Genomic DNA, 26,454 nt, shown 5'->3' on the forward strand with positions numbered 1-26,454 from the left:
TTTTTAATTTTCATAGTGAGTACTTAAATAACTGATTAATCAACATTAGAGTGAACAAACACCTAAGAAAATCAAACTTCAATAATAATTTAAAATATTTTTCTTTGTTTAGGCATGGTTCTTGCAATAAGAATAGTACACAGCAAAATTCTTATAGAAATGGCAATGGAATCTTAGTAAATATGCCTCGTGGGGGGGGGGGTTTTTCAGCTGAAGTATGTCAGTAAACATTCAATTCACGACTCATTGGGGGGATTATATGTTAGCTATTTTAGGTTTCTTGACAATAGGAGTTTTCCTTTACCTTATTATGACAAAACGTTTATCGGTCTTAATTGCTCTGGTGTTGGTGCCGATCGTTTTTGCTTTGATTGGCGGATTTGGCTTGGGGATAGGAGAAATGATGTTAGCGGGTATCGAAAAGGTTGCTCCAACCGGAATTATGGTGGCTTTTGCTGTTTTATATTTTGGACTGATGATGGACACGGGTTTGTTTGATCCAATCGTAACTAAGATGCTTCTTATCGTGAAAGGAGATCCCTTAAAAGTGGTGGTGGGCACGGCTGTTATTACGATGCTTGTATCGTTAGATGGGGATGGTGCTTCTACATTTATGATTACTGTTTCGGCCTTACTACCTCTTTATAAGAGATTGAAGATGAACCCTCTGATTTTAGCAGGTGTAGTGGCTCTGGGCGCCGGTGTCATGAATCTTGCACCATGGGGCGGTCCAACAGCAAGGGCGATGGCAACTTTGAATGTCACTTCTGCTCAACTATTTAATCCTATTCTACCTGCTATGGTTGCAGGTATCCTATGGGTGTTGTTTTCATCCTATCTGCTTGGAAAAAGAGAAAGGAAAAGATTAGGGATTATAGATATGGAGGAAAAGGACAACATAGCTTTTCAAGAATTAGCGGTAACGACGTTAGAATTTAAACGTCCCCAACTTTTTTGGTTCAATCTTATTTTGACACTGATTCTTCTCTTCGCTTTAATCAAAGTATGGCTGCCACTTCCTACCTTGTTTATTATTGCTTTTACAATTGCTTTATTGGTGAATTACCCAAACCAAAAACAACAGCTGGAGCGTATCACAAGTCACGCAAACAACGTTGTTATGGTTTCGACCATGATTTTTGCGGCGGGGATTTTTACCGGTATTTTGACCGGAACAAAAATGATTGATGCTATGGCGCTTTCAATGGTTTCGGTTATTCCTGAAGCGATGGCGGGCTACTTACCTATTTTGACAGCTATAACAAGCATGCCTCTTAGTTTAGTTTTTACACCGGATGCTTACTATTTTGGAGTTTTACCTATCATAAGTCAAACCGCTTCTACTTTTGGAATTGATCCCATTGAAGTTGGCCGGGCAGCTATACTGGGGCAAATGACAACCGGCTTCCCATTAAGTCCATTAACAGCGTCTACGTTTATTCTTATAGGAATGACAGGCGTTGATTTAGGGGATCATCAGCGTTTTATTTTTAAATGGGCATTTGGAACAACAATTATCATGACTATCGTAGCCCTGCTAACAGGAGCTATTACTATTATTTGAGGTGATTATGTTGATTAGAATCGGTTCAGGTGCAGGATTTTCAGGTGATCGGTTGGAACCCGCACTACTTCTTGCAGAAAAAGGGAATTTGGATTATCTAGTGTTGGAATGTTTGGCTGAACGGACAATCGCGCTGGCGCACAAGCGAAAAAAAGAGAATTCTTCATTAGGCTATGATCCGCTGCTTGAAAAGCGGATGGAGCTTTTACTTCCAACACTCATTCAAAATGGTGTGCGGTTAATTACAAATATGGGAGCAGCCAACCCGGTCAGTGGCGCTGAAAAAGTAATTGAAATTGCCCAACGACTAGGTCTTTCTATCAAAGTAGCGGCTGTTACAGGGGATGATGTATCTTCATTCCTAGATACAGATGCACAGTCTATGGAAACAAATAAGCCTCTACATTCATCCGGCCCAATTTTATCGGCAAATGCCTATCTCGGTGTGGAAGCTATTTTACCTGCGTTAGAAAAAGAAGCAGACATTATTCTGACCGGGAGAGTGGCGGATCCATCCTTATTTTTAGCGCCAATGGTTCACCACTTCGGGTGGTCGGTTGACGATACAGATTTGATTGCACAGGGAACCATTATTGGCCACCTTTTGGAATGCGGTGGTCAAATTGCTGGAGGTTATTACGCAGATCCGGGAAAAAAGGATGTTCCACACCTGGAGAACTTAGGATTTCCGTATGCGGAGGTACGAGCAGACGGTTCTGCCTTGATTACAAAAATTTCAAATACAGGTGGAGTTATCAATCTAATGACGGCGAAAGAACAGCTTTTATATGAAGTCACAAATCCGAACGAATACATTACACCTGATGTAATTGCCGACTTTATGTCAGTAAAGCTTAGCGAGGCAGGGAAGGATCGAATTGAAGTAACAGGAGGGAAAGGAAAAAAACGCCCGGAAACGTTAAAAGTAAGCGTCGGTTACCATGCAGGGTTTATTGGAGAAGGAGAAATTTCATATGCAGGTTCAAATGCATGGGGACGAGCCCAACTAGCTGGAGACGTTATGAGAAAGAGACTTGAGAAGAGTTTTGATGAGTTGCGGATTGATTATATCGGTGTTTCATCCACACACCGGAATACCTTTGGACAATGGAATGAACCATACGAAGTCCGACTAAGGGTAGCAGCTAAAGCACAAAGTCTAAGCGAAGCCGCTAAAATTGGTGAAGAGGTTGAATCTCTTTACACAAACGGGCCAGCCGGTGGAGGAGGAGCAAGAAAGTATACACACGAAGTTTTAGGAATTGTTTCTTCACTGCTTCCTCGTGAAGAAATTGAAGTGAGTGTTGTAATAAAGGAGAGTGTACTGCATGAAGAAAAAACTATATGAGCTTGCCCACAGTCGCGCTGGTGATAAAGGGAATATTTTGATGCTTTCGCTTATTCCATATCAGGAAAAAGACTATTCCCTTTTATGCAAAGAAGTAACAATAGAGAGAGTAAAACACCATTTTAAGGACATTGTTGATGGTGAAATTTTTCGATACGAGGTTCCAAATATCGCTGCTCTTCAGTTCGTTTGCCATCAAGCTTTGCTTGGCGGAGTTACAATATCACTCGGTATGGATACGCATGGGAAAAGTTTGAGTTACGCCTTATTGGAGATGGAAATAGAGGTACAGGAAGCATTATAGAAGGAGGATAAAAAAATGACAAAATTTATAAATAGTATGTTGATGTTGCTGCTTATTTTAACATTATTTACTGTGCCTGTTTTTGCAAAAAGCAATCATATAAACAGTAAACTGGCTGAACCAACGGCTTCTTCTGCATCCGGTAACTATTATGGGGAACAAAAAGTAGTCTTGAATTCAACGTCGCCTGGAGCAAAGATTTATTACACGACAGATGGAAGTATTCCTACAGATAAAAGCACTTTATTTATAGAGGCGATTCGCGTTAATAACGATTCGATAATTAAAGCTATCGCGATAAGAGGAAAAGTAAAAAGTAAAGGGTCAACTATAAAGAATAAGAAACATCAAAGCGATGTCGCTGAGTTTACTTACACATTCGAGACCAGGGGCTCGATCGCTGAAAAGTTTTTAGAATTCACCTATAAATCGATGCCGTACCGCCTATACGTACCTGAAAATTATGATCCAACTACATCTTATCCGCTCGTTTTGTTCTTACACGGGGGTGGGGAACGTGGAAATGATAATGAGAAGCAATTGATGGCTAACGACGGTGCCGTTATCTGGGCGGCACCTGAAAATCAAGCTAAGCATCCATCTTTTATTTTAGCTCCTCAATCGCGTAATGTTCCTGATGGTGGATTCACGATTACCAGAGATGTTTATAACATTGTTAATTTAAGCAGAGTATTCGAAGTGTCTGAGGACCTTAAAATGGCATACGAAGTTTTGCAACACGTAAGAGGAGAATATAATATCGATCCAAACCGACTTTATTCCACAGGATTGTCTCAGGGCGGTTTTGGTACATTCAATATGAATATGGAACATCCTGATACATTTGCAGCGATGGTCCCAATAGCGGGAGGGGCTAATCCGGCTAAGGCACATCTAATCAATCACGTACCAATTTGGGCATTTCATGCAGAAGACGATTCAGTCATCCCTGTTTCATATTCAAGAAATATTATAGATGCTATTGAAAGTGATGGAGGAGAACCAATATACACGGAATATAAATCAGAAATGAATTATGACCATGCATCATGGATACCCGCCTATGAAAATGAAAAAATGATAGAGTGGGTATTCCAGCAGGTAAAGTCTTCGAATTAAATTTTGTGTAAAAATGATTTATTAACTATTTACAAGTGATTAAAGTTAACGAAAAAACCTCTAACACATAGAGGTTTTTCTGTTTTCACGGCCGCAAGAAGGACAAGATATGTCGCGTTTTTTAATTGATTTATCGAATTCATAAAAAATGAATATATGAGGAAAAAATTGATGTCTAGGTTTCTGCAAAAAATAGTAGAATGCATTTCACTTTTCTCCAGAATCGCGAAACGTAGGTCGTTTCGCGAAAAAACTTTCAAGCTAACTTAAGAAATCGATTTTATAGTTAATGAAAAAAGGATCTTCAATGTGGTGATCCTTTAATACTGTTTCTTCAATAAAATTTAATCTTAGTTGAAGAAACAGTGTCACTTTAATAAATATCAATAGTACACCTATGAGAGCTTAGTTGACACTCCTATTTGTTAAGCAGAATAAATTATTAGTCTTGTCTATGGTAATAACATAGACATATTTTTTATTCTTATGATTAAAAAAATATTCGTGATTGTGATTTTTTCCGGATGTATAAGAAAAAACACCTTACTGAGATGTTTTTTTAGATATTTTCATGTTAAAAATATTTATATACATGTTGGGTTAAATAAATCTTGGACGATCTTTTTTAGAATCTTCCTTACCTTGCTTCTTTGCTTATCTTATTTCAAGATCTAGAATATCAAGGCTTGTCCACTGTTTTCAGCCGTTTGGTTTTGGTGGGCTTGCCATCCTCCAATTTAGCTGAAATAAGCCCAAGTGCCACTCCAAGCAGCGCACCTGCTCCCACTTCCACAGGCTGATGTCCTAGCAGTTCATTCAGTTCTTTCTCACGCTCCACATACTCGAAGCTCGGAAACTCTCCAGAAAATTTCGCCATATTATCTTCAAGATCATTTACAAGCTTAGCAATTTCGCCTGTATGGCGCCGAATCCCCTGAGCATCATACATCACAATCACGCCAAACACTGTCGCAAGCGATGTTTCCGTATGCAGCCAGCCCTTATTAGCTGCCACATAGGATGCCAGTGCGGCCACACCTGCAGAGTGCGAACTAGGCATGCCGCCTGTTGTTAAAGCCTGCTTCAAGTCCCACTTTCCCGTCAGCTTATTATGCGTTAAAATTTTCAGTCCCTGTGCAATGCCGATCGCCGACAGCGCCGTTAAAATTCCCCGATTCATCTTTTCCATGAGCAACTCCTCCACTCCAGACCAGTCCAACCCAATCCGGGAATTTATCTTCTTTCTTTTGATACCCAAAAAATAATTTTTATATGCGGAAGTTCCATGATTATCGGCATTTATTAAAAGTCTACTTTTGTTAAGTTTCATGTATATAATGGCTCTTTTTTCAGTGTCCGTGTTCGATTATTTCACAATAATATTTATAGGATGGGTACCTTAAGGAAAATATATAACGGAAGATTATAACATGGTGTTAAGGGTGGCAATGGAATGAACAAGATCAAGGATATAAATCCGGAAGAGTTAAAAAAGATCATGAAGGTAACCGAGCGAATGTCTTTTACAAAAAACTTCAGGTCCGCCACGGCTGAAGAATGGTTTGTTTTCATTCCAGGCTTTAATGATCCAGTTACTGAAGGAGCTGCTGGAAAGGCTATAGTGCACTACAATCTATATGGAAATAAAGATATGTTCATTAACACGACAGTAATTCTGGATGACCCTGTTCTATTTGAGGAAGAAAATTTTCAGCTTGTTTACTCAATTTGTGATGAACTTATAAATCGTCTAGTAGGATACGCTGATACTTTACTGTCAGTACACGCAGGTTCAAATTCTTATAATGCTGAATACAAACGATAATGTTCGTAAAAGAACAAGGAGGAAAAACAGTGCATCATAATCTGGTTCAGTCAATAATCGAACAATCAGTCAAGCTTACAAGGAAAGCAGATTGGGATAAACTCATTCACCAAGTTAAAAATTCAAAATTTGTTTTGCTGGGAGAGGCATCCCATGGAACATCTGAGTTTTACACGGCCCGAGTTGAAATAACAAAAAAACTGATTCAAGAAAAAGGGTTCACCTTTGTAGCCGTTGAAGGAGATTGGCCCGCATGCCAGGCAATTAATAGGTATGTTAAAGGCTATGACCAAGTATCTAAATCCGCAAAGGATGTTCTTAAAATTTTTGATCGCTGGCCGACCTGGATGTGGGCAAACGAGGAAATGATAGACCTGATTGAATGGATGAAAGAATACAATGAGTCTGGACAAAATCAAATAAAAGTTGGATTTTATGGGATAGATATCTACAGTCTTTGGGAATCCATGGATGAAGTGATCCATTACTTAAAACAAATTGATTCACCTGACCTCGAGGCTGCAAGACAGGCGTTCACATGTTTTGAGCCATTCAATCGGAATAATGAAGAGTACGCAGTTTCCGCAGGCATTTTTTCAGAAGACTGTATAGAGGAAGTAGCCAAATTACTGACAACCATTCAACGGAAAAAAGAAAAATACCCCCATCATGAAGAATTGAATTTGAACCTTCAAGTGAATGCATTAGTAGCGTATAATGCAGAAAATTATTACAGGACGATGGTGGTTCATGATGATAAATCATGGAATATTCGAGATATGCATATGGTGGATGCACTAAATGAAATTATGGATTTTTACGGTTCAAAAGGCAAGGCGATTGTATGGGAACATAATACCCATGTTGGCGATGCCAGCGCTACTGATATGAGAGATTCCGGGATGATTAACGTAGGGCAGGTCATTCGTGAACAAAACCCAGCTGAAGATGTATTTATCACAGGTTTCGGAACCTACACGGGAACTGTCATTGCAGCAGATGAGTGGGGCATGGATCTTGAAATAAAAACAGTACCCCCTGCAATTAATGGAAGTTGGGAGGAGGCTATGCACCTTTCGGGGGCATATGATAAGTTGCTCATTTTTACTGATGAAAATCGGCAGCTATTCCAAGATAGGCTTGGACATCGGGCGATTGGGGTTGTATACAGACCGGAATATGAACAATATGGAAACTATGTACCTTCTGTAATGTCAGATAGATATGATGCTTTTATTTACATTGATGAAACACAGGCACTTCACCCGCTTGTTCATGAAACAGCACCCGTTGTGTAATAAATTTCAAGCCCTTAATAACATTTCATGTTATTAAGGGCTTGTTCGTGCTTATTCCTATTGCCCGTTTTTGGTGTTTAAAAAATTGTCCTCGCCAAAATGAAAAATATCACTGTCCCAAAGACTGTGAAAGCCACAGAACTGGCGATAACACAACTAGGGGACTGGGGAAAATTGGTCTGCCTGCAGAAAGAATTACAAATATGCTGTTCACACATCAACATGTTGATCATAATGGAGGATTTTGGGATTTTTTTATTATGGTTGGCAAGGACCTACAGGAAGTCGTTCCCTTAATCTAATAGGACCTCAATTCCAAGAACTTTATGATAATTCTGTTAAGAGTATCATGCCAGTTTGGGCTGGCCAAAGGATGGAATGTTAACAAATGTGAATATTAAAGATTTTACAGAGGATAAATATAGTTTTAAACTCGATGGTGTGAAAATTACATCAATCCCTGTCCCACATACAATTCCAACATATGCATATCGTTTTGATGCGAATGGACAAAGTGTAGTTGTTTCAGGTGATTTAACTTATACTAAAAATTTTGCCACCTTTGCAAAGGATGCAGATATTCTAGTTATTGATGGAATGAATCATTGAAGGGCGGATAAGGGCCACTGTTTATGTGTGTCCCTTATCCGGTAAATAGTTCACAATACCAAGACCGGTTATTAAAGCAGTAGTAGACCCATAAATTCTGGTTTTTTCTTTTTTAAAAAGCGAATTTAAAAGTATCATATGGAAAAAATCGACCAAAAGGGCATCAAATGGTGATGTTCCACGGTCTGATTGTATCGTTAAAGAACAACCTAAGGTTAATAGTATGAATCCATCAAATATAGGGTAATGTTTGTTTTACTCACATTTAACACACTTAATCATTCATTAATTCTTTTATCATTAAAAGATGTGGACCGCCATCTTCCATAAAGACATCGGATGAAGTCTGATAGCCGAGTTTTTTATAAAAACCCTCTGCCTGTGTTTGCCCATGTAATTTAACCTTGGATAGTTCCTTTTCCTTTGCAATCTTTTCTAACGTTTTAATTATTATTTTTCCAAGGCCAAATTTACGGTAAGGCTTTAAGATGCAAATTCTCTCCAATTTACCTAAACCATCAACAACTCTTAACCTTCCAGTTCCGACTGCTTTTTCATTATAGTAGACTAATATGTGTTCAGAAGAAGCATGAAGTGCATCAAATTCATCAAATTCACTTTCTAATTGGAAACCTTGTTCCTCAACAAATACTTCTTTTCTGATATGAAAGGCTATTTTTAAATCATTTTCTGTAGTAATTCTCTTTGAATCCAATGTTCTTCATCCCTTTTCTAGATTTATGTAATAAGACAAGTCATAATAAATGTATATCCTTTTTTAGTATAAACGAAATTATTTTTGTTGTAAATACAACAAAAAAGTTAGGGGCACTTTGAATGAAAGAAATACTCCGTGAAATTGGAATGATAGCAAGGGCATTGGACTCTATAAGTAATATTGAATTTAAAGAATTTGACCTTACAAAAGGGCAGTATTTGTATCTTGTCCGAATATGTGAAAATCCAGGAATCATTCAGGAAAAGTTAGCAGAAATGATAAAGGTTGACCGAACGACAGCGGCTCGTGCCATTAAAAAACTTGAAATTCAAGGTTTTATTGAAAAGAAAAATGATGAGGGCAACAAAAAGATTAAAAAGTTATATGCTACTGATAAAGGTGAAAAGGTCTATCCCTTTTTGAAAAAAGAAGGGGAGTATACCGACAAGGTTGCATTATCTGGATTTTCTTTGGAGGAAACGGAAACGATGTTGCATCTTCTTCAAAGGGTCAGAAAAAATATTGAGGTAGATTGGGAATATGTGAAAAAGGGAAATAAAAGGGGGTATTGATACAGCTTATAAGTTATCTGATTCATGGACGCCTAATTGGAGTATCAATGGAACGGTTGTGGATAAGGAATTTATAAAAAGAGGCTCGATTTCGATTGAAATTGAGCCTCTTTTTTATTATCCTGCTGCATTTTCAGTAAACTGACTATTGTAAAGATCTGCGTAGAAACCATTCTTCATTAAAAGGTCAGAATGCGTTCCCTTCTCTATCACTTTTCCTTGATCCATAACAAGAATCATATCTGCATCCTTAATCGTTGAGAGACGATGGGCAATGACAAAGCTAGTTCTTCCTTCCATCAGTCGGTTCATGGCTTTTTGGATAAAGACTTCGGTCCGAGTGTCCACACTAGACGTCGCTTCATCCAATATCATGATTGGTGGATCTGCTAGAACAGCTCTGGCGATTGTCAAAAGCTGCTTTTGGCCTTGTGAGATGTTTGAAGCTTCTTCGTTTAAGACTGTCTCATAACCATCTGGCAGTGTCCGAATGAAATGGTCGGCATGTGCCGTACGAGCAGCTGAGAAAATTTCTTCATCAGTTGCTCCATTTTTGCCATAAGCGATATTTTCTTTAATCGTGCCATTAAAGAGCCAAGTATCTTGAAGCACCATCCCAAAGTTCTTTCGAAGATCACTCCGGGACATACTCCGTGTATCAAGACCATCAATATTAATCTTTCCGCCATTGAGTTCATAAAATCTCATCAAAAGATTTATCATGGTCGTTTTTCCAGCACCAGTCGGCCCAACGATTGCGACCGTCTGTCCAGGCAAGACATCGATGTTCATATCTTTAATTAACATTTCTTCCCCATATCCAAAGTCCACATGTTCGAAAGAGACAGCACCATTTGCCCTTTTTATATGAGCTGTGGTTTGTTCTTTCATTTCCTCTTCTTCATCAAGTAGTTCAAAAACACGCTCAGCTGCTGCAACCGTCGACTGAATAATGTTTGCGATGTTAGCCGTTTGCGTGATTGGCTGGGTGAACTGCTTTGAATAAGTGATGAATGCTTGAATATCACCAATTGAAATCGAACGTTGCGTTACCAATATTCCCCCGACAACGCTGATGAGGACATAGCTCAAATTTCCGATAAAGAACATCAGGGGCATGATGATTCCAGATATAAACTGTGCTCTGCTTCCCGCTTTATACAATTCTTCATTGACTGCAGTAAACTGGGCACTTGCCTTTTTTTCATGTCCGAATGCTTTAACGACTTGATGGCCGGTATACATCTCTTCAATGTGCCCATTTAATTGTCCGAGTTTACGTTGTTGATCGGCAAAGTACTTTTGGGATTTTTTCAAAATAGGCCGGATTGCAAATATTGATAAAGGTAAGCTGACTATCGAGATTAATGTCAATAACGGGCTAATTGAAAGCATCATGATGATAATCCCTAAAATCGTTACGATTGATGTGATGAACTGCGTTAAGCTTTGCTGAAGGGTGCTCCCGATTGTATCAATATCATTTGTCATTCGGCTAAGTGTTTCTCCGTTTGGACGTCCTTCAAAATATTTGAGTGGAAGTTTCTCGAGCTTTCCGTTAACATCTTCTCGAAGATCATATACCGTGTCTTGTGCAACACTCGACATAATGTATTGCTGCACATAGTTGAAAAGGCTGCTTAAGGCATACAGTCCAGCAAGGAGTAGAAGGATATGGCCAATTTTATCAAAGTTAATGGCTGCTCCTGGTATTCCTTGGAATTTCCCATATGCTCCTTCGAATAATTCCGTAATTGCCGTTCCCATGATTTTTGGTCCGACAATCATAAAAATCGTACTCATGATTGCAGCAAAGAACACGGCAATCAATTTGTTGCGCCGAGGTTTTAAATAGGTCAAAAGACGTCTTAGTGTTCCTTTAAAATCTTTTGCTTTTTGACCCATCATCATCATGTTACCGCCACCAGGACCATGCCCAACCTGACCGCCGCTTTGAGGTTTTTTTTGATTACTCATGCAATTTCCTCCTCCGTGAGCTGTGATAAGGCGATTTCACGGTATATGTCGTTTGTACTTAGCAACTCTTGGTGTGTTCCCATACCTACAATGTGTCCTTCGTCCAACACAATGATTCGATCAGCGTCAACCACCGTACTGACACGTTGGGCAACGAGTAGTACCGTCGAATTTTTCGTTTCATCTTTCAAGGCGGCGCGAAGGTTGGCATCCGTCTTGAAGTCAAGTGCAGAAAAACTATCATCGAATATATAAATATCGGGTTTCCGAATGAGTGCCCGTGCAATCGAAAGCCGTTGTTTTTGCCCGCCTGATAGGTTTGAACCGCCTTGTTCGATTTCTGCCTGATAGCCGTCTTTCATGTTGCTGATAAAATCTTCCGCTTGCGCAATCCGAGCAGCATGCTCAACTTCATCTTGTGTGGCTGTTTGTTTTCCAAAGCGAATGTTTTCAGCGATCGTACCTGTAAAGAGGACGGCCTTTTGTGGTACAAATCCAATTTTTGAACGAACTTCATCTTGTGATGACTTACGAATATCAACACCATTGACGCGAATCGTTCCACTTGAAATATCATAGAAGCGAGGGATCAAATTGACGAGCGTTGTTTTCCCTGAGCCTGTTCCACCGATTATTGCGGTGATTTCACCAGGACTTGCAGAAAAACTAATATCCGATAATGCAGGTTCTTCTGCTCCTGGGTAACTGAACGTCACATGTTCAAATTCAAGTGTACCGTGTTCACGATCTGCCTTTTCTGTCCCCTCATCCAGGAATGAAGGTTTCATGTCAAGGACTTCGTTTATCCTTGTTGCCGACACGGCCGCTCGTGGAACCATAACAAACATCATGGATGCCATAACGAGAGCGAACATAATTTGCATAACATATTGGATAAATGCCATTAAGTCCCCGATCTGCATACCGCCGTTATCAATACGAACCCCACCAAACCAAATGATGCCAACAACCGTCAAGTTCATTACAAGCATCATTACAGGCATCATGAAGGCCATGATTTTATTGACTTTGATCGAGACATCCGTCAATTCTTTATTCGCTTTCTTTAGACGTTCCTTCTCTTGTGTTTCACGATTGAAGGCTCGAATGACGCGAATACCAGTTAAATTTTCTCGTAATACAAGGTTCAACCGGTCTAATCGTTTTTGCACCGTTTGAAAGAGCGGTACACCTTTATATAGAATAAGCAAGATCGACCCAATTAATAAAGGCATTGTGACAACAATGACAAGGGATAATTTTGCATCCATGGATACAGCCATGATCACTCCGCCGATTAACATGATAGGTGCACTGATAACCATACGAAGCATCATGATAACCACTTGCTGGACTTGCGTTATATCATTGGTCGTCCGTGTAATCAATGACGCCGTACCGACTTCATCAAATTCTTGTAACGAAAATTTTTCAACATGATTAAAGACTCTCAGGCGGAGATCGCGTCCCATTCCCATTGCCGCTTTGGATGAATAGTAGCTTGCGATTATGGATGCACAAGCGCCAAGTGCGGAAACCAACAGCATCAAACCACCGATTTTCCAAATGTATGGAGTGTCTCCTCGAACGACGCCTTTGTCAATAATATCAGCCATTAGTGTAGGCAAAAAGAGATCCGACATGGATTGAATAAAAACCAGACCGATAACTGCTGAAATAATCCACTTATAAACGGATAAATTTTTCAGTATTTTTATCATTTTGAACACTCTCCCTGTTCGGTAGCTTGTGCTTCTAAAAAGTTTGTAATTTGAAGATGCGTTTCTAGCAACTCTTCAAACTGTTCTTCGGAAAGCATTTCAATGGCCGTTTGAAAGACTTGGTGAATGCTTCCTTCTTGAAAATGAATCGTTTTTAATAAATTTTTCCCCTGATCGGTGATTGACAACTGAATCTCACGCCGGTTGCCCTCCACATGCTCACGATGGAGCATGCCAGCCCGAACGAGACCATCGACCGCTTGGCTCAAAGTGCTTTTTGGAAGAAATGTTTTCTCCCCGACATTTTTTTGAGTGGTCTCTTTGTAAAGGGTAATGGTCATCAAAATGGAATATTGAGGAACTGTTAATCCATTTTCTGAGGCTGTCTTTTGAACGAACCGCATTATATTTTTCTGCACGTTCCAAAATGAACGCAATAGTTGTACGGAACGCATTAATTGTTTTTCATTCTCCAATCAACATCACCATTCTTTCTGTTTTGGACTGTTCCATTTCGAACATTTAATTTTATTAATCATTTTAATTTACAGCTATTTTTCCGCTTAGTCAACAAAAAAACGATCACATAATATCGGTGTTTATCTAACCTTGGTCGTACATAAAACTTCAGTAAAAATCTGAATGGTCTAGGCGATTCATCATTGTTTTCGCGTGAAAACACCCACTTATTCATGTACTTGATTCAATAGACAAAAAATGTCCTTTTAACATAGTGAAATTAGTTGGAAATTTGAGATAAAAAGTGGTAGGATAATATTGCATTGAGTTAGTACCAGGTAATAATACTAGATGATAACGCATTTGAGGGTGTTATATGGCAAGCATGCATACATAAACGAGATTTTTCTTCCTTAGATAAATAACCGGAGTTAAGTTTGTTTTAACAGAAAAATGTTTTAATTATTAGGAGGGATGATGACATATGGTTGAAAACCGTCATCTACAGGCAGGTCTAAGTGATGAGCAGGTGCTTGAGATGTATAGAACAATGTTATTGGCAAGACGTATAGATGAACGGATGTGGCTGTTGAACAGATCTGGGAAAATTCCTTTTGTCGTTTCTTGTCAAGGGCAGGAAGCAGCTCAAGTGGGAGCTGCATTTGCATTGAATCGTGAAAAGGATTATGTCCTTCCTTATTACCGGGATCTCGGTGTGGTGCTTGCGTTTGGGATGACCGCAAGGGATTTAATGTTATCCAGTTTTGCAAAAGCAGAAGATCCAAATTCGGGCGGGCGTCAAATGCCTGGGCATTTTGGGCAAAAAAAGAATCGCATCGTGACGGGATCTTCGCCAGTTACCACTCAAGTGCCACATGCAGTGGGAATTGCACTCGCTGGAAAAATGGAAGGAAAAGATATTGTTTCATTCGTTACATTCGGTGAGGGTTCATCAAACCAAGGTGATTTCCATGAAGGGGCGAATTTTGCAGGTGTACATAAACTTCCGGTTATCTTGATGTGCGAGAATAATCAGTATGCCATTTCCGTACCGCTTGAAAAGCAATTGGCTTGCGGGAAAGTGTCGGACCGGGCCATTGGTTATGGCATGCCAGGGGTGACGGTTGATGGAAATGACCCGATCGAAGTATACCGGGTGGTGAAAGAAGCGGCCGAGAGAGGCAGGCGTGGAGAAGGACCAAGCTTAATCGAAACGGTTTCATACAGGCTTACACCACACTCAAGCGATGATGATGATAGTCAATACAGATCGCCAGATGAAGTGTCGGAGGCAAAAAAAATAGATTCGATCATCACTTTCGGTGCCTACTTAAAAGAAGCAGGAATCATGGATGACCAAATGGAGAAACAAATGAACGAGGAAATAATGGAAGTTGTGAACGAAGCGACGGATTATGCGGAAAATGCTCCATTTGCAAATGAAGACACGCTCTCAAATTACGTTTACGCAGGTAAGTAAGGAGGAAAGAAGATGGCAGTGATATCTTATATAGATGCCGTAATAATGGCGATGCGGGAAGAAATGGAACGTGATCCCCGTGTATTTGTATTAGGTGAAGACGTAGGGGTAAAAGGCGGTGTGTTTAAAGCGACTTCAGGGTTATACGAACAATTCGGGGAACAGCGTGTCATTGATACACCGCTTGCTGAATCCGCAATCGCAGGAGTTGGCATCGGCGCGGCCATGTACGGAATGAGGCCGATTGCGGAGATGCAATTCGCTGATTTTATCATGCCCGCAATCAACCAAATCATTTCGGAAGCTGCAAAAATCCGTTATCGCTCAAATAATGACTGGCATTGTCCTATCGTCATCAGAGCTCCATACGGCGGGGGTGTACATGGGGCGTTATACCATTCACAATCCGTTGAAGCCATTTTTGCCAATCAACCGGGACTTAAAATTGTCATGCCCTCTACACCCTACGACGTGAAAGGGTTATTGAAAGCAGCCATTCGCGATGAAGATCCGGTCCTTTTCTTTGAACATAAACGTGCCTATCGCCTTATTAAAGAAGAAGTGCCGAATGATGATTATGTTTTACCGATTGGTAAAGCGGATGTAAAACGTGAAGGCGAGGACGTTACAGTGATTACTTACGGCCTTTGTGTTCATTTTGCGCTTCAGGCAGCTGAAAGGCTGGCCAGTGATGGCATATCCGTTCATATACTTGATTTACGAACCGTTTATCCATTAGATAAAGAAGCCATTATGGAAGCTGCATCTAAAACAGGAAAAGTCCTATTGGTTACTGAAGATAATAAGGAAGGAAGCATCATTAGTGAAGTATCGGCGATCATCGCAGAAAACTGTCTCTTCGATCTCGATGCCCCAATCATGAGACTCGCGGGCCCGGATGTCCCTGCGATGCCATATTCACCACCATTGGAGAAATCTTTCATGGTGAATCCTGAAAAAGTGGAAAAGGCACTGAGGGACCTTGTTGCCTATTGAACGGACCTTAAAATAGAACAAACAAAGCATCCTCCATCTGGGGGGATGCTTTGTTTGTTCCCGTAATTGATCATGCCGATGAAAAACCAATTAAGGAAATCGCCAAGGATGTCCGTGAACTTGACCAAAAAGTACACATGAATAAAAAATCATTGAAACGGCATTTGATTTTACTCGAATCTTATACGTTGAAGCAAGTCGGCAAAATAAACTATACCAGTATTTATTGAAGACGAGACTACAGGCTACAGAGATTCGTATAGACCAAGCACTTGAAGAGTATTGTAAGGGAAATGGAAAAGGTGAATTTTATATTAGTTCACATAATACGGATTATAATCATTAAGGCCTTTAATAGTGTTTATATTGGGGTTGAATCTTAAAAATGAACTTAAGTCTAGCAACTATAAAAAGGTTGCCAGGCTTTTTTTTCGATAATTAAAGTCAACTATAGAAGCGTGAAAAACTAATCCGTTTGATTACGCTAGGGAGGGCACATAATATCTCCCCCGATTTCTTTTATTCAGTTGTGATTTTTGATGAATTTTCACTTCTTAAATATATATTGACCGAAATGCGTGGTATTATATGGTAAAGGATTCTAGGTAAAGGAGCTTAAGATGAATACTGGACAATTCTCCAATAATAAACTATTAGATATAGTGTTTGAAAGTACATATTATGGAATTGTAATTGTCGATAGTAATGGAAAAATTCAATACATTAGCAATAAATATTGTGAATTTCTAAATGTTGAACGCGACACAGTGATTGGTGAACATGTGACGAATATAATTGAAAATACAAGGCTACACCTTGTAGTGCAAATAGGTAAATCGGAAATCGCTGATATACATTTTCTTCGTGGTGATTTTGTTATCGCCAATCGCATTCCTATCATCGAAAATAATGAAATAATTGGTGCAATCGGGACAATAATGTTTCGTGATCTTGATGACTGGAATAAAATGAATAGTCACATTAAGGAGATACTGACAAAACATAATTTTTACAGAAATGAAATAGATGTTTCAAATGGAGTAAAGTATTCCTTACACAACTTAATTGGAACTTCTCAAGAAATACAACAGTTAAAAGAACGTGTGAAAAGGTTGGCTAGAGGTGATATCTCTGTACTAATTAGAGGAGAAAGCGGTACAGGCAAGGAAATAATAGCACATAGCATTCATCAGTTAAGTGGAAGAAGCGACAAACCGCTTGTGAAAATAAATTGTAGTTCAATTCCGGAACACTTGTTAGAATCTGAACTTTTCGGTTATGAAGAAGGTGCCTTTACAGGGGCAAAAAAGGGAGGTAAAATAGGAAAGTTTCAATTTGCTGATGGTGGAACGGTTTTCCTTGACGAAATTGGTGATATGCCTCAGCAAATGCAAGTCAAGTTATTAAGGGTACTTCAGGAGAAAGAGTTTGAGCCTGTAGGTTCGCTTTACCCAAAAAAACTAAATGTTCGAGTGATTGCTGCAACAAATCGCCCTTTAGAAAAATTGGTTGAAGAAAAGCTATTTCGTGAAGACTTATTTTATAGAATTAATGCTGTCCAATTATTTGTTCCTCCTTTAAGAGATAGAATTGAAGATATCCCTTTACTTGTAGATTATTTTTTTAAAAAAATCACAGCTCGAATAGGAAAACGAGTAACCTCCATACACCCTGAGGTGATTTCATTAATAGAGCAATATAACTGGCCAGGGAATATCAGAGAACTAGAGAATGTCATTGATGCAGGTGTTCACCTATCAAATGAAGAGGTAATGGGAAAGGATGCTTTACCTGATTATCTAAAACTTCATAATGTGAATATGAAAGAATTAAGTTTAAAGGATTGTGTAGAGGAAACAGAAAAGAAGGAAATCGAAAGAGCGTTAAGGAGGTTTAAGTTTGATAAAAAAAGGGTTGCGGAAGCTCTTGGGATAGGGAATTCTACCCTTTACGATAAAATTAGAAAATATCAGATTTCTGACCAATAAAAATAAATCCGGCATTTCAGAATTCATTCCGAAATCCCGGATTTATTTTTTAATTTCCGGATTAATGTTGATATAGTTCACATTACAGGAGAAACAAGGCTATAAATTATGAAAATTAATGAATGAAAAATCAACTGATCTTACTTCAGTTGATTTTTTTTAGTTATTTTCCGAATAATCGGAAAATAAGTTATTGGGTTTTCCTCGATTATTAAGGACAGTAAGTCAGTAAGGGTTTTTTTCGTTTTGGAATGAATCTTGCATTCAAAATTAGAAGAAAGGAGGAAAGAAAACGATAAAGACGAGTGGTCAATTTAATGGCATGTAAGAGGGCCTGTTTAGAAAGTTTGAGAATTGATTTGAACAGTATTGAATTTAGTGGCCTTGCAGCCTAAATTTTGTCTGTATTTTTTTAATTGAAAAGGAGGAATTTCATTGGATGTCGGTTTTATCACAAGAAAAATGGCGAATGATTTAAATAATATAAATCCTAGAAAAATAGCAATAAAAGAAGAAGTAGGAAAGTCGATGACGTACATGGATCTCCACCTTATATCAAATGCGTATGCAAACAAGCTTTACGAAATTGGAGTGCGAAAAGGGGATCGTGTCGGTATTTTACTTTACAACTGTCTCGAATATTTTAGTCTATATTTTGCCATTGCGAAAATCGGTGCAATTGCAGTTCGACTTAATTTTAGGCTTTCAAGTGCAGAGCTTGAGTATGCATTAAATGATTCACAGACAAAAATATTGTGCTTCCATTCTAACTTAGCCAATCAGCTGGAATCAGTTTGTAATAATGTTTCTGTTGAGCGTTATTTTTGTCTTCCTCATAGAAATGGCTCAACCCCAGGTTGGTCAGAGTCATGGAGTGTTTTAGAAAGTGGTTCGGTAGATGAGGTCAAAGTCGATAACATTAAATTAAACGATCCAGTCATGCTGATGTACACATCAGGAACTACGGGAAGACCTAAAGGTGCGATTTGGACTCATGATACAACTTTCTGGTTTTCCACGATACAAGCACTGAAATGGAAATTTACAGGGCGAGAAGTTGCGATGACGACAGGACCACTATACCATGTTGGAGCGATGGAAGATATCGCACTTCCCATTCTACTGATGGGTGGAAGGGTAATAATTACAAAAAGCCAAGAATTCGAGATTGGAAGAATTCTTTCCGTTATTGAAGAGGAAAATGTGACCGATTCTTTTTTATTCCCTTTCATGATTTATGAAATGCTAAATTTGCCTGAAATTGAAAAGTATCAGCTAAAATCTTTAAAAACTATTTATACAGGTGGTGACCCGCTAATGCCATGGGCACTAGAACAATTAAAAAAGAGGTTTCCTCAAATTGGAGTTGTTCAAGTTTACGGGTTAACTGAAGGACAGCCAATTGCGGCTTCGCTTGAACCAAATGATGCTTTTACAAAAGGCCATACCGTAGGAAAGCCGATGCCACTTACAGAAATAAATATTATCGATGAGGAGGGAACGCCTTTGCCAGTTGGTGAAATTGGTGAAATCGCTATTAAAAGTCCAGCGGTTTCTGAGGGTTATTGGAGGAAACCAGATGCCACAATGGAAACATTCGTGAATGGGTGGTGTAAAACAGGAGACATGGGAAAATTCGATCATGATGGGTATCTATCAATTGCAGGCAGAAAAAAAGATATGATTCGGAGCGGAGGTGAAAACATTTACTCAGCGGAAATTGAAGATGTCTTATACCGGCATGAGGAAGTGAAGGAAGTTTCTATAATTGGTATTCCTGATCCGAAATATATTGAGGCTGTATGTGCTGTTATTGTTAAAAAAGAAGGAGCCAAACTTACGGAGGAAGATGTTGTTAATTATTGTAAGGAACATCTTGCTAGCTACAAAAAACCTAGAAAGGTCACATTTGTTGATGAAATACCACGTACCCCATCCGGGAAGGTTCAAAAGTTTATTCTTCGAAAACAATTTAGTGGAATGGATAAATAAGGGGTTTATGGAAGGGTGAAAAAGGTTTTGTGAATACATTATTTCACTTTGTTTAAAAAATCACATAACCACAAAGGATTCTATCATAGATTTCAGGGTTCACCCACTGATTCACGTTTTTCAATAATGCCAGAGTATTTGGAACCCACAAGTACACTTTGGTTTAGGAGGAAAGCCGATGAAGAATAAGGATCAAGTTGTTTCATGGTCAAAACAGAGTAATATTGCAACGATTATTATTGATAATCCACCTGTTAATGTATTAAGCGCAGATGTTATAGAACAATTGAATCTTGTGGTGGATGAAATTGAAAGCGATTACAATATTAAGGTCATTATACTTACCGGTGAAGGCGAAAGAGCTTTTGTTGCTGGAGGAGATATTAAAGAATTTCCAGCATGGATTGGAAAAGGCGTGGAAGATGGAAAGGGGAAATCACTTTGGCTTCAGGAACCACTTAATAAAATTGAACGGTTATCTCGACCAACTATTGCTGCAATCAACGGATTAGCACTAGGTGGAGGGTGTGAACTTGCCTTAAGTTGTGATATTCGAATTGCGGAGGAACATATTAGGATTGGGCTTCCTGAAATTAAATTGGGATTGTTTCCAGGTGCAGGGGGAACTCAAAGACTTCCTAGACTGATAGGTAAAGCCAAAGCAAAAGAAATGATCTTTACTGGAGAGCCACTGAATGCAGAAGATGCCAAACAAATAGGGCTTGTTAATCATGTTGTGCCAAAGGGCGAATCTTTAGAAAAAGCAAAGGAAATTGCAAAATGTATTTGCAATTATTCTTTACAATCTTTAACTTTTGCAAAGCATTCTATTGATTTTGGTTATGAACAAACACTTGAAGATGGACTCGTGATTGAAGCTGAAAATTTTGGTCATGTTTTTCAGACTAAGGACGTAAAGGAAGGAGTTGAAGCCTTTATTAATAAAAGAGAGCCGAACTTCATTGATCAGTAATCCCTCATGACCAAACCAGAGGCAAGTCCGATTTTTGAAAAAGATCCTGATGCCGGGATTGGAAAAAAGCAGATTCTAAAGTAACTCATCTTTGTTAATAAACAAAATCGTTTAAAAGAAACAGTGGATTTACTCGGGAAATTAATTAAAGTTCTTTACTAAATGTGCACTGGAAAACTGTCCTATAATGCCCCAATAAGTCTTGGGGCAAAGCATTCAAACCAGCAACAAATGATAACATATAATATTTTGAGAAAAAGGGGGAAGTCGAATTGGATGTAATGATCATTATTATTTCACTAGGATTACTTATGTTTCTAGCATATCGAGGATTTTCTGTTATACTTTTTGCACCATTGTGCGCTTTGTTTGCTGTATTTTTAACGGATCCTGGACATGTTTTACCTTTTTTCTCTAATATATTTATGGTTAAGTTGGTTGAATTTGTTAAATTATATTTCCCGGTTTTTCTACTAGGTGCTATTTTTGGGAAACTGGTTGAAATAAGCGGTGTTGCAAAGAGCATAGCAAAAATTATTGTCCGTTTTATCGGGGCTAAACAAGCCATTCTAGCCATTGTGATAATGGGCGCAATTCTGACATATAGCGGAGTTAGTTTGTTTGTTGCAGTGTTTGCTATCTATCCATTTGCTGCTCAGCTGTTTCGCGAGGCTAATATTCCAAAGCGATTAATTCCTGCGACAATCGCAGTTAGTGCATTTACCTTTTCCATGGATTCACTTCCAGGGTCTCCACAAATTCAGAATGTCATTCCAACTGGTTTCTTTAAAACTGATATCTATGCTGCACCGACATTGGGGATTATTGGGGCAATATTTATCATTTCCTTAAGCCTTTTATACTTAAATCATTGTCGACATAAGGCAGCTAGAAACGGTGAAGGGTATTTTGGAATTGGTGATAAAGCTATTGATAAGGAAGCTGCTGAAGCAGAAATGGCAGCCAGTTCTGCTATATCAGTGGAAACGACTAATAAGTTGGGAATAGATTCTGAAAAAGCTATAAGTAGAAAAGACTGGCTTGCTTTTATTCCGTTGGTGTTAGTCGGAGTGATGAATAAGTTTTTTACTGAGTCTTTTCCTCTTTGGTATGCCAAAGGATTCGATTTTGCTACGATTGGGTTAAAAGACTATGGTATTGTCGAAATGTCAAAAGTTATTGGTGTCTGGTCTGTAGAGATGGCTCTTATTCTCGGGATAATAGCAATCGTCTTATTAAACTATAAAGCTGTCAAATTAAATTTCAATTCGAGTATTAATATAGGCATTAGTGGGGCATTGCTAGCAACCATGAATACGGCAACCGAATATGGCTTCGGGGGTGTGATTGCAGCTTTACCCGGCTTTACTGTGGTACAAGATTATCTCACTGGAATGTTTTCGAATCCTTTAATTAATGGGGCGATCATGACAAATGTTTTGTGTGGCATTACTGGATCAGGATCTGGTGGGATGAGCATTACGTTGAGCTTAATGGCGGATACTTATATACAAACTGCTGCTCATTTTGACATTCCGTTGGAAGTTTTGCATCGTGTCATTTCTATGTCAGCAGGTGGATTTGATACTTTGCCGCATAACGGAGCTATAATAACTCTTCTAGCTGTTACGGGACTCACACATCGCCAGGCATATAAAGACATTTTTGTTATTACCATTATAAAGACACTTGCTGTATTCTTTGTAATCGGTATATTCAGCTTGTTTGCTATCGTTTAACCATTTCCCGTTGAACATAGAAAAATACAATTTTATTTCTGCTATAACCGCTATTTACATGGAATAATACGTCTTCTATATGAAAAAAATTTTATTCGTGTTGATTTTAAAGAAATAACACTAAATTATATAGTCTTTTAGTATTTAAAATCGGAATCTTCCGACTGATAATTCAATCACAAATAAAAGGAGGATGAAATAATGTTTAATAAATATTTCCATCAATATGAAATCGGAGAAACATGGATGTCGAAAGGACGTACTATAACCGAGGCTGATTTAGTAATGTTTTCTGCATTTAGCGGTGACTGGTTTCCCCTCCATACTGATAAGGAGTATGCAGTTAATACACAATTTAAGCAACGGATAGCCCACGGAATGCTTATACTTTCGGCTGCAACCGGCTTATTTCATTTTGAACCAGGGATCGTTGTTGCATTTTACGGTTTGGAGAAAGTTCGATTTATAAACCCAACTTTTATTGGGGACACGATACATGTAGAATTAAAGGTGATTGACCTTTTTGAAAAGGGCTATCAAGGTGTTGTATCAGTCATCCAAGAAATAAAAAAACAAAACGGAGAAACTGTAGCCATAGCTAACATGAAAATAATGGTCAATTCTGATGCCAATGTAAAAGTATAGTAGTCACTTGATTTATTAGGCGACAAACATAAAAATAATTGAAAAGGTAAAACGAGCTTTGGACTACTATCACTATCATTAGTCTAGTCAATCGAATTAGCTTATGGATAGAAGAGGAATTCGGAGTGAAAGTATTACCCCAAAATTTAGCACAGAATATAAACGGGCAGTAGGAGGAGGAAACGAAATAACATGCTGCGTTTTTTCTCATTTTTCAGATTAAGGCAAGCCTATAGACTGGCTTGCCTTCTTTAATGATCTCCAGCTTTTTTAGTTTTTTAAGACATGTAAAAAATATATAGGGTAACAGAGCTAAAATAATAGGAGAAATCGCACTGACGATTCCTCTCTGCATTGACCTGCAACCGCTTGGAGTCCAACATACTGGAATTTTAATTTACTTTTATAAAACCTTTATCCTTATATTTATTCACATAGTTGCGAACGTTTGGTTCCCTTCGTTTAATCGTTGGCAATTTCACTGATGGTTTTACCTGGCAGCAGCATGTATCGTTCGAACATTCTTTTGCAATCAGTAGAAAGCATGGCTTAATCTAATCATTCATTTGATTTGAAATCTGTGGCATTTTTATCCTTCCTTTATAAGGTTTTGTTTATTCTATACCGAATTTGTCAGAAAATAAATTTCAAGTTCATCTTATATATGAAATCCATAACAATGTTTGTCATAATAAGAAAGTAGGAAGGGGGAATATCATGCTTCGATTATACGGGGCTTTAATCGGCCTTAGTTTGATATGGGGTTTATCGTTTGTTTTCATGAAGTGGCTGCTCCCGCCAGCGGGCATTTGGGGGATTGTGTTTCTCCGCTGTTTGGCGGGTGCTGTTGTTCTGCTTCCCATTTTATGGTGGAAGCGCAGTGAAATTAACTGGAAATTACCATGGACAGCACTGGTTGTTGTCGGAATCTTCAATTGCGGATTAGCATGGGGTTTAATAGCTTTAAGTGAAACAGAGATTAACAGCAGCACGGCATCGATTCTTAATGCAACCACTCCGATCTGGACGGGGATCATCGGATTTATCATTTTTTCTTATGTTTTAACCGCCCGACAATGGATGGGCATTCTTATCGGTTTTTTCGGAATTCTAGTATTGATGGATTTTCAAGTCGGTCAGCTTTTCGGCAAGGAATTCATCGGGATTGGGACAATGCTGCTAGCGTCCACCTGTTATGGTTTTGCCGGCCAATATACGAAAAGATTTCTTTCCAGTACAAGCATATTGGTCATTACTACGTTTACGCTGCTCACGGGTGCCTTTATCGGTTTGATCGGGATGCTAATAACAGGTCCGATTAAGCCAGTGATGTTGATGGACCCGCTAACGATTTTCTCCATAGTCGGTCTTGGGTGCTTTGGCTCTGGGCTCGGCCAGCTGATCTATTTCTACATCAATAAAAATGGCAGCCCAGAGTTAGCCGCAACGGTTACATACCTTATTCCTGCAAGCGCTATGGTTTGGGGGTATGTCCAGCTTGGAGAAGCGATTAATCCTAATGTAATTATTGGCCTGCTGATTATTTTCGCAGGGGTTTATCTTTCTTCAAAGAAGTCAAAAGAAAAAGATGGTGCTAACTCTTCATCCGGAAAACAAGGGGAATTGCGTCATGTAAAATAAGATACCAAAACGAAATAGCCCTCACGTAAAGGTTTTGTCTTTACCTGGGGGCTTTCGTATTGAAATACTGTCAATTTAGCAAGACAAGTGATTGATCGTCTTTGCCGCGAATTATAACTATAGATAGTAACCCGTATTCGGAATGGCATTTGCTTTAGAATGGATATTCTGTTTCGATAATTCTTTCGAAAGATATTTAGAATTAAATGAAAATTGACAGAGGTTTTTTAGAAGTTATTTTGACTTTGAGATATATTAATTTGAGATAAGTTGTTGACAGTGAATTTTATTCATGGTAAATTATCTTTAAGTAAAGATATATTAATTCAAGATAATAAAAATTATGTAAAACCTATTCCAACCCCTTTAATGAATAGCCACTCTTCTTGAAGGGAAAATATAGGGGATTAATTCACAAGCTGAACATCCAAAAATTGAATCGTTTTAATTGGGAGGAATTAATTTATGAATGGATTAAAAGGTATACACCATGTAACGGCCATAACAAGTAGTGCAGAAAAGAACTATGAATTTTTCACAAATATATTAGGCATGCGTTTAGTCAAGAAGACAGTTAACCAAGATGATATCCAAACCTATCACCTGTTTTTTGCCGACGATGTTGGCGGTCCAGGTACTGACATGACATTCTTTGATTTTCCTGGTATTCCTAAAGGAGTGCATGGGACTAATGAGATTTCAAAAACATCCTTCCGTGTACCGAATGATGCGGCATTGGAGTATTGGGTTAAGCGGTTCGACCGTTTAGAAGTAAGGAATACAGGAATTCAGGAACATTTTGGTAAAAAGATCATTTCATTTGTGGATTTTGATGATCAGCAATATCAATTGATTTCAGATGAAAACAATGAAGGGGTTGCAGCGGGGATTCCTTGGCAAAAAGGACCGATTCCCTTGGAATATGCCATTACAGGATTAGGACCAATTTTCATTCGGATTGCCAACTTCGATTACTTTAAAGAAATGATGGAAAAAGTTCTATTATTCAAAGAAATAGACAAGGAAGGATCATTTCACCTATTTGAAGTAGGGGAAGGCGGGAATGGTGCACAAGTGATTGTCGAGCATAATTCGATCCTTCCTCAGGCACGGCAGGGTTTTGGGACTGTTCACCATACAGCCTTCCGTGTTGAAGACCGTTCCGTTCTTGAAGAATGGATCGAACGAATGGAAAGCTTCCAATTTCATACGTCTGGTTATGTTGATCGTCACTTTTTTGAGTCGCTTTACGTGCGAGTGGCGCCGCAAATTTTATTCGAATTTGCCACTGATGGTCCTGGATTTATGGGGGATGAGCCGTATGAAACGCTTGGGGAAAAGTTATCTTTACCACCGTTCTTAGAACCGAAAAGGGATCAAATCGAAAAGTTGGTACGTCCCATTGATACAGTAAGAAGCACCAAGGAAATCATTAAAGAATAATTGACAATCTTTAGCGAATGATATGTTGGTTTATGCCCATACT

The 26,454-nt window shown here is 38.7% G+C and carries 22 protein-coding genes and 1 pseudogene; 18 read left to right on the forward strand and 5 right to left on the reverse strand.

Annotation, left to right across the window (positions count from 1 at the left end; translation table 11 throughout):
* The first annotated feature begins 259 nt into the window (after window positions 1-259).
* Genes AC3ISB_RS11125 through AC3ISB_RS11140 form a run of 4 tightly spaced genes read left to right on the forward strand, consistent with a single transcriptional unit; the run spans window position 260 to window position 4,335 of the window.
* On the forward strand, window positions 260-1,564 hold the full coding sequence (locus AC3ISB_RS11125; protein ID WP_144479863.1) for a CitMHS family transporter: 1,305 nt from the start codon (window positions 260-262) through the stop codon (window positions 1,562-1,564).
* A gap of 7 nt (window positions 1,565-1,571) precedes the next feature.
* Window positions 1,572-2,912 carry an acyclic terpene utilization AtuA family protein gene (locus AC3ISB_RS11130; RefSeq protein WP_480338896.1) on the forward strand — a complete coding sequence of 447 codons (1,341 nt, stop codon included), beginning with the start codon at window positions 1,572-1,574 and terminating at the stop codon, window positions 2,910-2,912.
* The gene (locus AC3ISB_RS11135; protein ID WP_144479865.1) at window positions 2,893-3,216 is read left to right on the forward strand and encodes an AtuA-related protein; all 324 of its coding nucleotides are present in this window, start codon (window positions 2,893-2,895) and stop codon (window positions 3,214-3,216) included. The genes AC3ISB_RS11130 and AC3ISB_RS11135 overlap by 20 nt, the downstream gene beginning before the upstream one ends.
* A 15-nt stretch (window positions 3,217-3,231) precedes the next feature.
* The gene (locus AC3ISB_RS11140; RefSeq protein ID WP_480338897.1) at window positions 3,232-4,335 is read left to right on the forward strand and encodes a chitobiase/beta-hexosaminidase C-terminal domain-containing protein; all 1,104 of its coding nucleotides are present in this window, start codon (window positions 3,232-3,234) and stop codon (window positions 4,333-4,335) included.
* Window positions 4,336-5,014: 679 nt separating this feature from the next.
* Here the strand turns inward: AC3ISB_RS11140 and AC3ISB_RS11145 are convergent.
* Window positions 5,015-5,524: a divergent PAP2 family protein gene (locus AC3ISB_RS11145; protein ID WP_489276905.1), complete on the reverse strand. Its 510-nt coding sequence runs from the start codon at window positions 5,522-5,524 to the stop codon at window positions 5,015-5,017.
* A gap of 264 nt (window positions 5,525-5,788) precedes the next feature.
* On the opposite strand from AC3ISB_RS11145, the gene AC3ISB_RS11150 reads away from it, so the two are divergent.
* The 3 genes from AC3ISB_RS11150 to AC3ISB_RS11160 all read left to right on the forward strand — a co-directional run bounded on the left by AC3ISB_RS11150 (window position 5,789) and on the right by AC3ISB_RS11160 (window position 8,067).
* Window positions 5,789-6,160, forward strand: coding sequence for a hypothetical protein (locus AC3ISB_RS11150; protein WP_098371774.1), 372 nt, complete (start codon window positions 5,789-5,791; stop codon window positions 6,158-6,160).
* Window positions 6,161-6,189: 29 nt separating this feature from the next.
* Complete coding sequence (locus tag AC3ISB_RS11155) at window positions 6,190-7,458, forward strand: erythromycin esterase family protein (RefSeq protein ID WP_489276396.1); 1,269 nt, start codon at window positions 6,190-6,192, stop codon at window positions 7,456-7,458.
* A gap of 378 nt (window positions 7,459-7,836) precedes the next feature.
* Window positions 7,837-8,067: an MBL fold metallo-hydrolase gene (locus AC3ISB_RS11160; RefSeq protein WP_489276398.1), complete on the forward strand. Its 231-nt coding sequence runs from the start codon at window positions 7,837-7,839 to the stop codon at window positions 8,065-8,067.
* Between the two features lie 274 nt (window positions 8,068-8,341).
* On the opposite strand, the gene AC3ISB_RS11165 is transcribed toward AC3ISB_RS11160, so the two are convergent.
* Complete coding sequence (locus tag AC3ISB_RS11165; RefSeq protein ID WP_489276400.1) at window positions 8,342-8,782, reverse strand: GNAT family N-acetyltransferase; 441 nt, start codon at window positions 8,780-8,782, stop codon at window positions 8,342-8,344.
* A 122-nt stretch (window positions 8,783-8,904) separates the two neighbouring features.
* Here AC3ISB_RS11165 and AC3ISB_RS11170 point away from each other — a divergent pair, with 122 nt between their 5' ends.
* Window positions 8,905-9,357, forward strand: coding sequence for a MarR family winged helix-turn-helix transcriptional regulator (locus AC3ISB_RS11170; RefSeq protein ID WP_098371779.1), 453 nt, complete (start codon window positions 8,905-8,907; stop codon window positions 9,355-9,357).
* A 117-nt stretch (window positions 9,358-9,474) separates the two neighbouring features.
* On the opposite strand, the gene AC3ISB_RS11175 is transcribed toward AC3ISB_RS11170, so the two are convergent.
* The 3 genes from AC3ISB_RS11175 to AC3ISB_RS11185 are packed head-to-tail and all read right to left on the reverse strand — an operon-like array spanning window position 9,475 to window position 13,531.
* Complete coding sequence (locus AC3ISB_RS11175) at window positions 9,475-11,334, reverse strand: ABC transporter ATP-binding protein (protein ID WP_489276402.1); 1,860 nt, start codon at window positions 11,332-11,334, stop codon at window positions 9,475-9,477.
* Complete coding sequence (locus AC3ISB_RS11180) at window positions 11,331-13,055, reverse strand: ABC transporter ATP-binding protein (RefSeq protein ID WP_144550921.1); 1,725 nt, start codon at window positions 13,053-13,055, stop codon at window positions 11,331-11,333. Before AC3ISB_RS11180 ends, AC3ISB_RS11175 begins: the two co-directional genes overlap by 4 nt.
* Window positions 13,052-13,531, reverse strand: coding sequence for a MarR family winged helix-turn-helix transcriptional regulator (locus tag AC3ISB_RS11185; RefSeq protein ID WP_141993288.1), 480 nt, complete (start codon window positions 13,529-13,531; stop codon window positions 13,052-13,054). Before AC3ISB_RS11185 ends, AC3ISB_RS11180 begins: the two co-directional genes overlap by 4 nt.
* A gap of 467 nt (window positions 13,532-13,998) precedes the next feature.
* Between AC3ISB_RS11185 and AC3ISB_RS11190 the strand changes: the two genes are divergently transcribed.
* From AC3ISB_RS11190 to AC3ISB_RS11235, 10 genes and pseudogenes are all read left to right on the forward strand, one after another.
* Window positions 13,999-14,994, forward strand: coding sequence for a thiamine pyrophosphate-dependent dehydrogenase E1 component subunit alpha (locus AC3ISB_RS11190; RefSeq protein ID WP_098371783.1), 996 nt, complete (start codon window positions 13,999-14,001; stop codon window positions 14,992-14,994).
* Between the two features lie 12 nt (window positions 14,995-15,006).
* Entirely contained in the window at window positions 15,007-15,990 is a 984-nt protein-coding gene (locus AC3ISB_RS11195) for an alpha-ketoacid dehydrogenase subunit beta (RefSeq protein ID WP_489276405.1), read from the forward strand.
* Window positions 15,991-16,034: 44 nt separating this feature from the next.
* Window positions 16,035-16,136 (forward strand): annotated as a pseudogene (locus tag AC3ISB_RS11200) (2-oxo acid dehydrogenase subunit E2); the annotation flags it as partial.
* 474 nt (window positions 16,137-16,610) lie between these two features.
* The gene (locus tag AC3ISB_RS11205; protein ID WP_489276407.1) at window positions 16,611-17,978 is read left to right on the forward strand and encodes a sigma-54 interaction domain-containing protein; all 1,368 of its coding nucleotides are present in this window, start codon (window positions 16,611-16,613) and stop codon (window positions 17,976-17,978) included.
* Between the two features lie 435 nt (window positions 17,979-18,413).
* The gene (locus AC3ISB_RS11210) at window positions 18,414-19,970 is read left to right on the forward strand and encodes an AMP-binding protein (protein ID WP_141993285.1); all 1,557 of its coding nucleotides are present in this window, start codon (window positions 18,414-18,416) and stop codon (window positions 19,968-19,970) included.
* A gap of 178 nt (window positions 19,971-20,148) precedes the next feature.
* Complete coding sequence (locus AC3ISB_RS11215) at window positions 20,149-20,943, forward strand: enoyl-CoA hydratase/isomerase family protein (protein ID WP_098371788.1); 795 nt, start codon at window positions 20,149-20,151, stop codon at window positions 20,941-20,943.
* 272 nt (window positions 20,944-21,215) lie between these two features.
* Entirely contained in the window at window positions 21,216-22,682 is a 1,467-nt protein-coding gene (locus tag AC3ISB_RS11220) for a GntP family permease (RefSeq protein ID WP_098371789.1), read from the forward strand.
* A gap of 201 nt (window positions 22,683-22,883) precedes the next feature.
* Complete coding sequence (locus AC3ISB_RS11225; protein WP_480338908.1) at window positions 22,884-23,327, forward strand: MaoC/PaaZ C-terminal domain-containing protein; 444 nt, start codon at window positions 22,884-22,886, stop codon at window positions 23,325-23,327.
* A gap of 717 nt (window positions 23,328-24,044) precedes the next feature.
* A complete protein-coding gene (locus AC3ISB_RS11230) occupies window positions 24,045-24,968 on the forward strand; it encodes a DMT family transporter (RefSeq protein WP_489276410.1) in 924 nt (307 codons plus the stop codon).
* Window positions 24,969-25,433: 465 nt separating this feature from the next.
* Window positions 25,434-26,411, forward strand: a complete 978-nt coding sequence (locus AC3ISB_RS11235; protein ID WP_489276412.1) for a ring-cleaving dioxygenase — start codon at window positions 25,434-25,436, stop codon at window positions 26,409-26,411.
* Window positions 26,412-26,454: the final 43 nt, after the last annotated feature.

It is taken from the genome of Peribacillus sp. GL_122 (assembly GCF_057835005.1).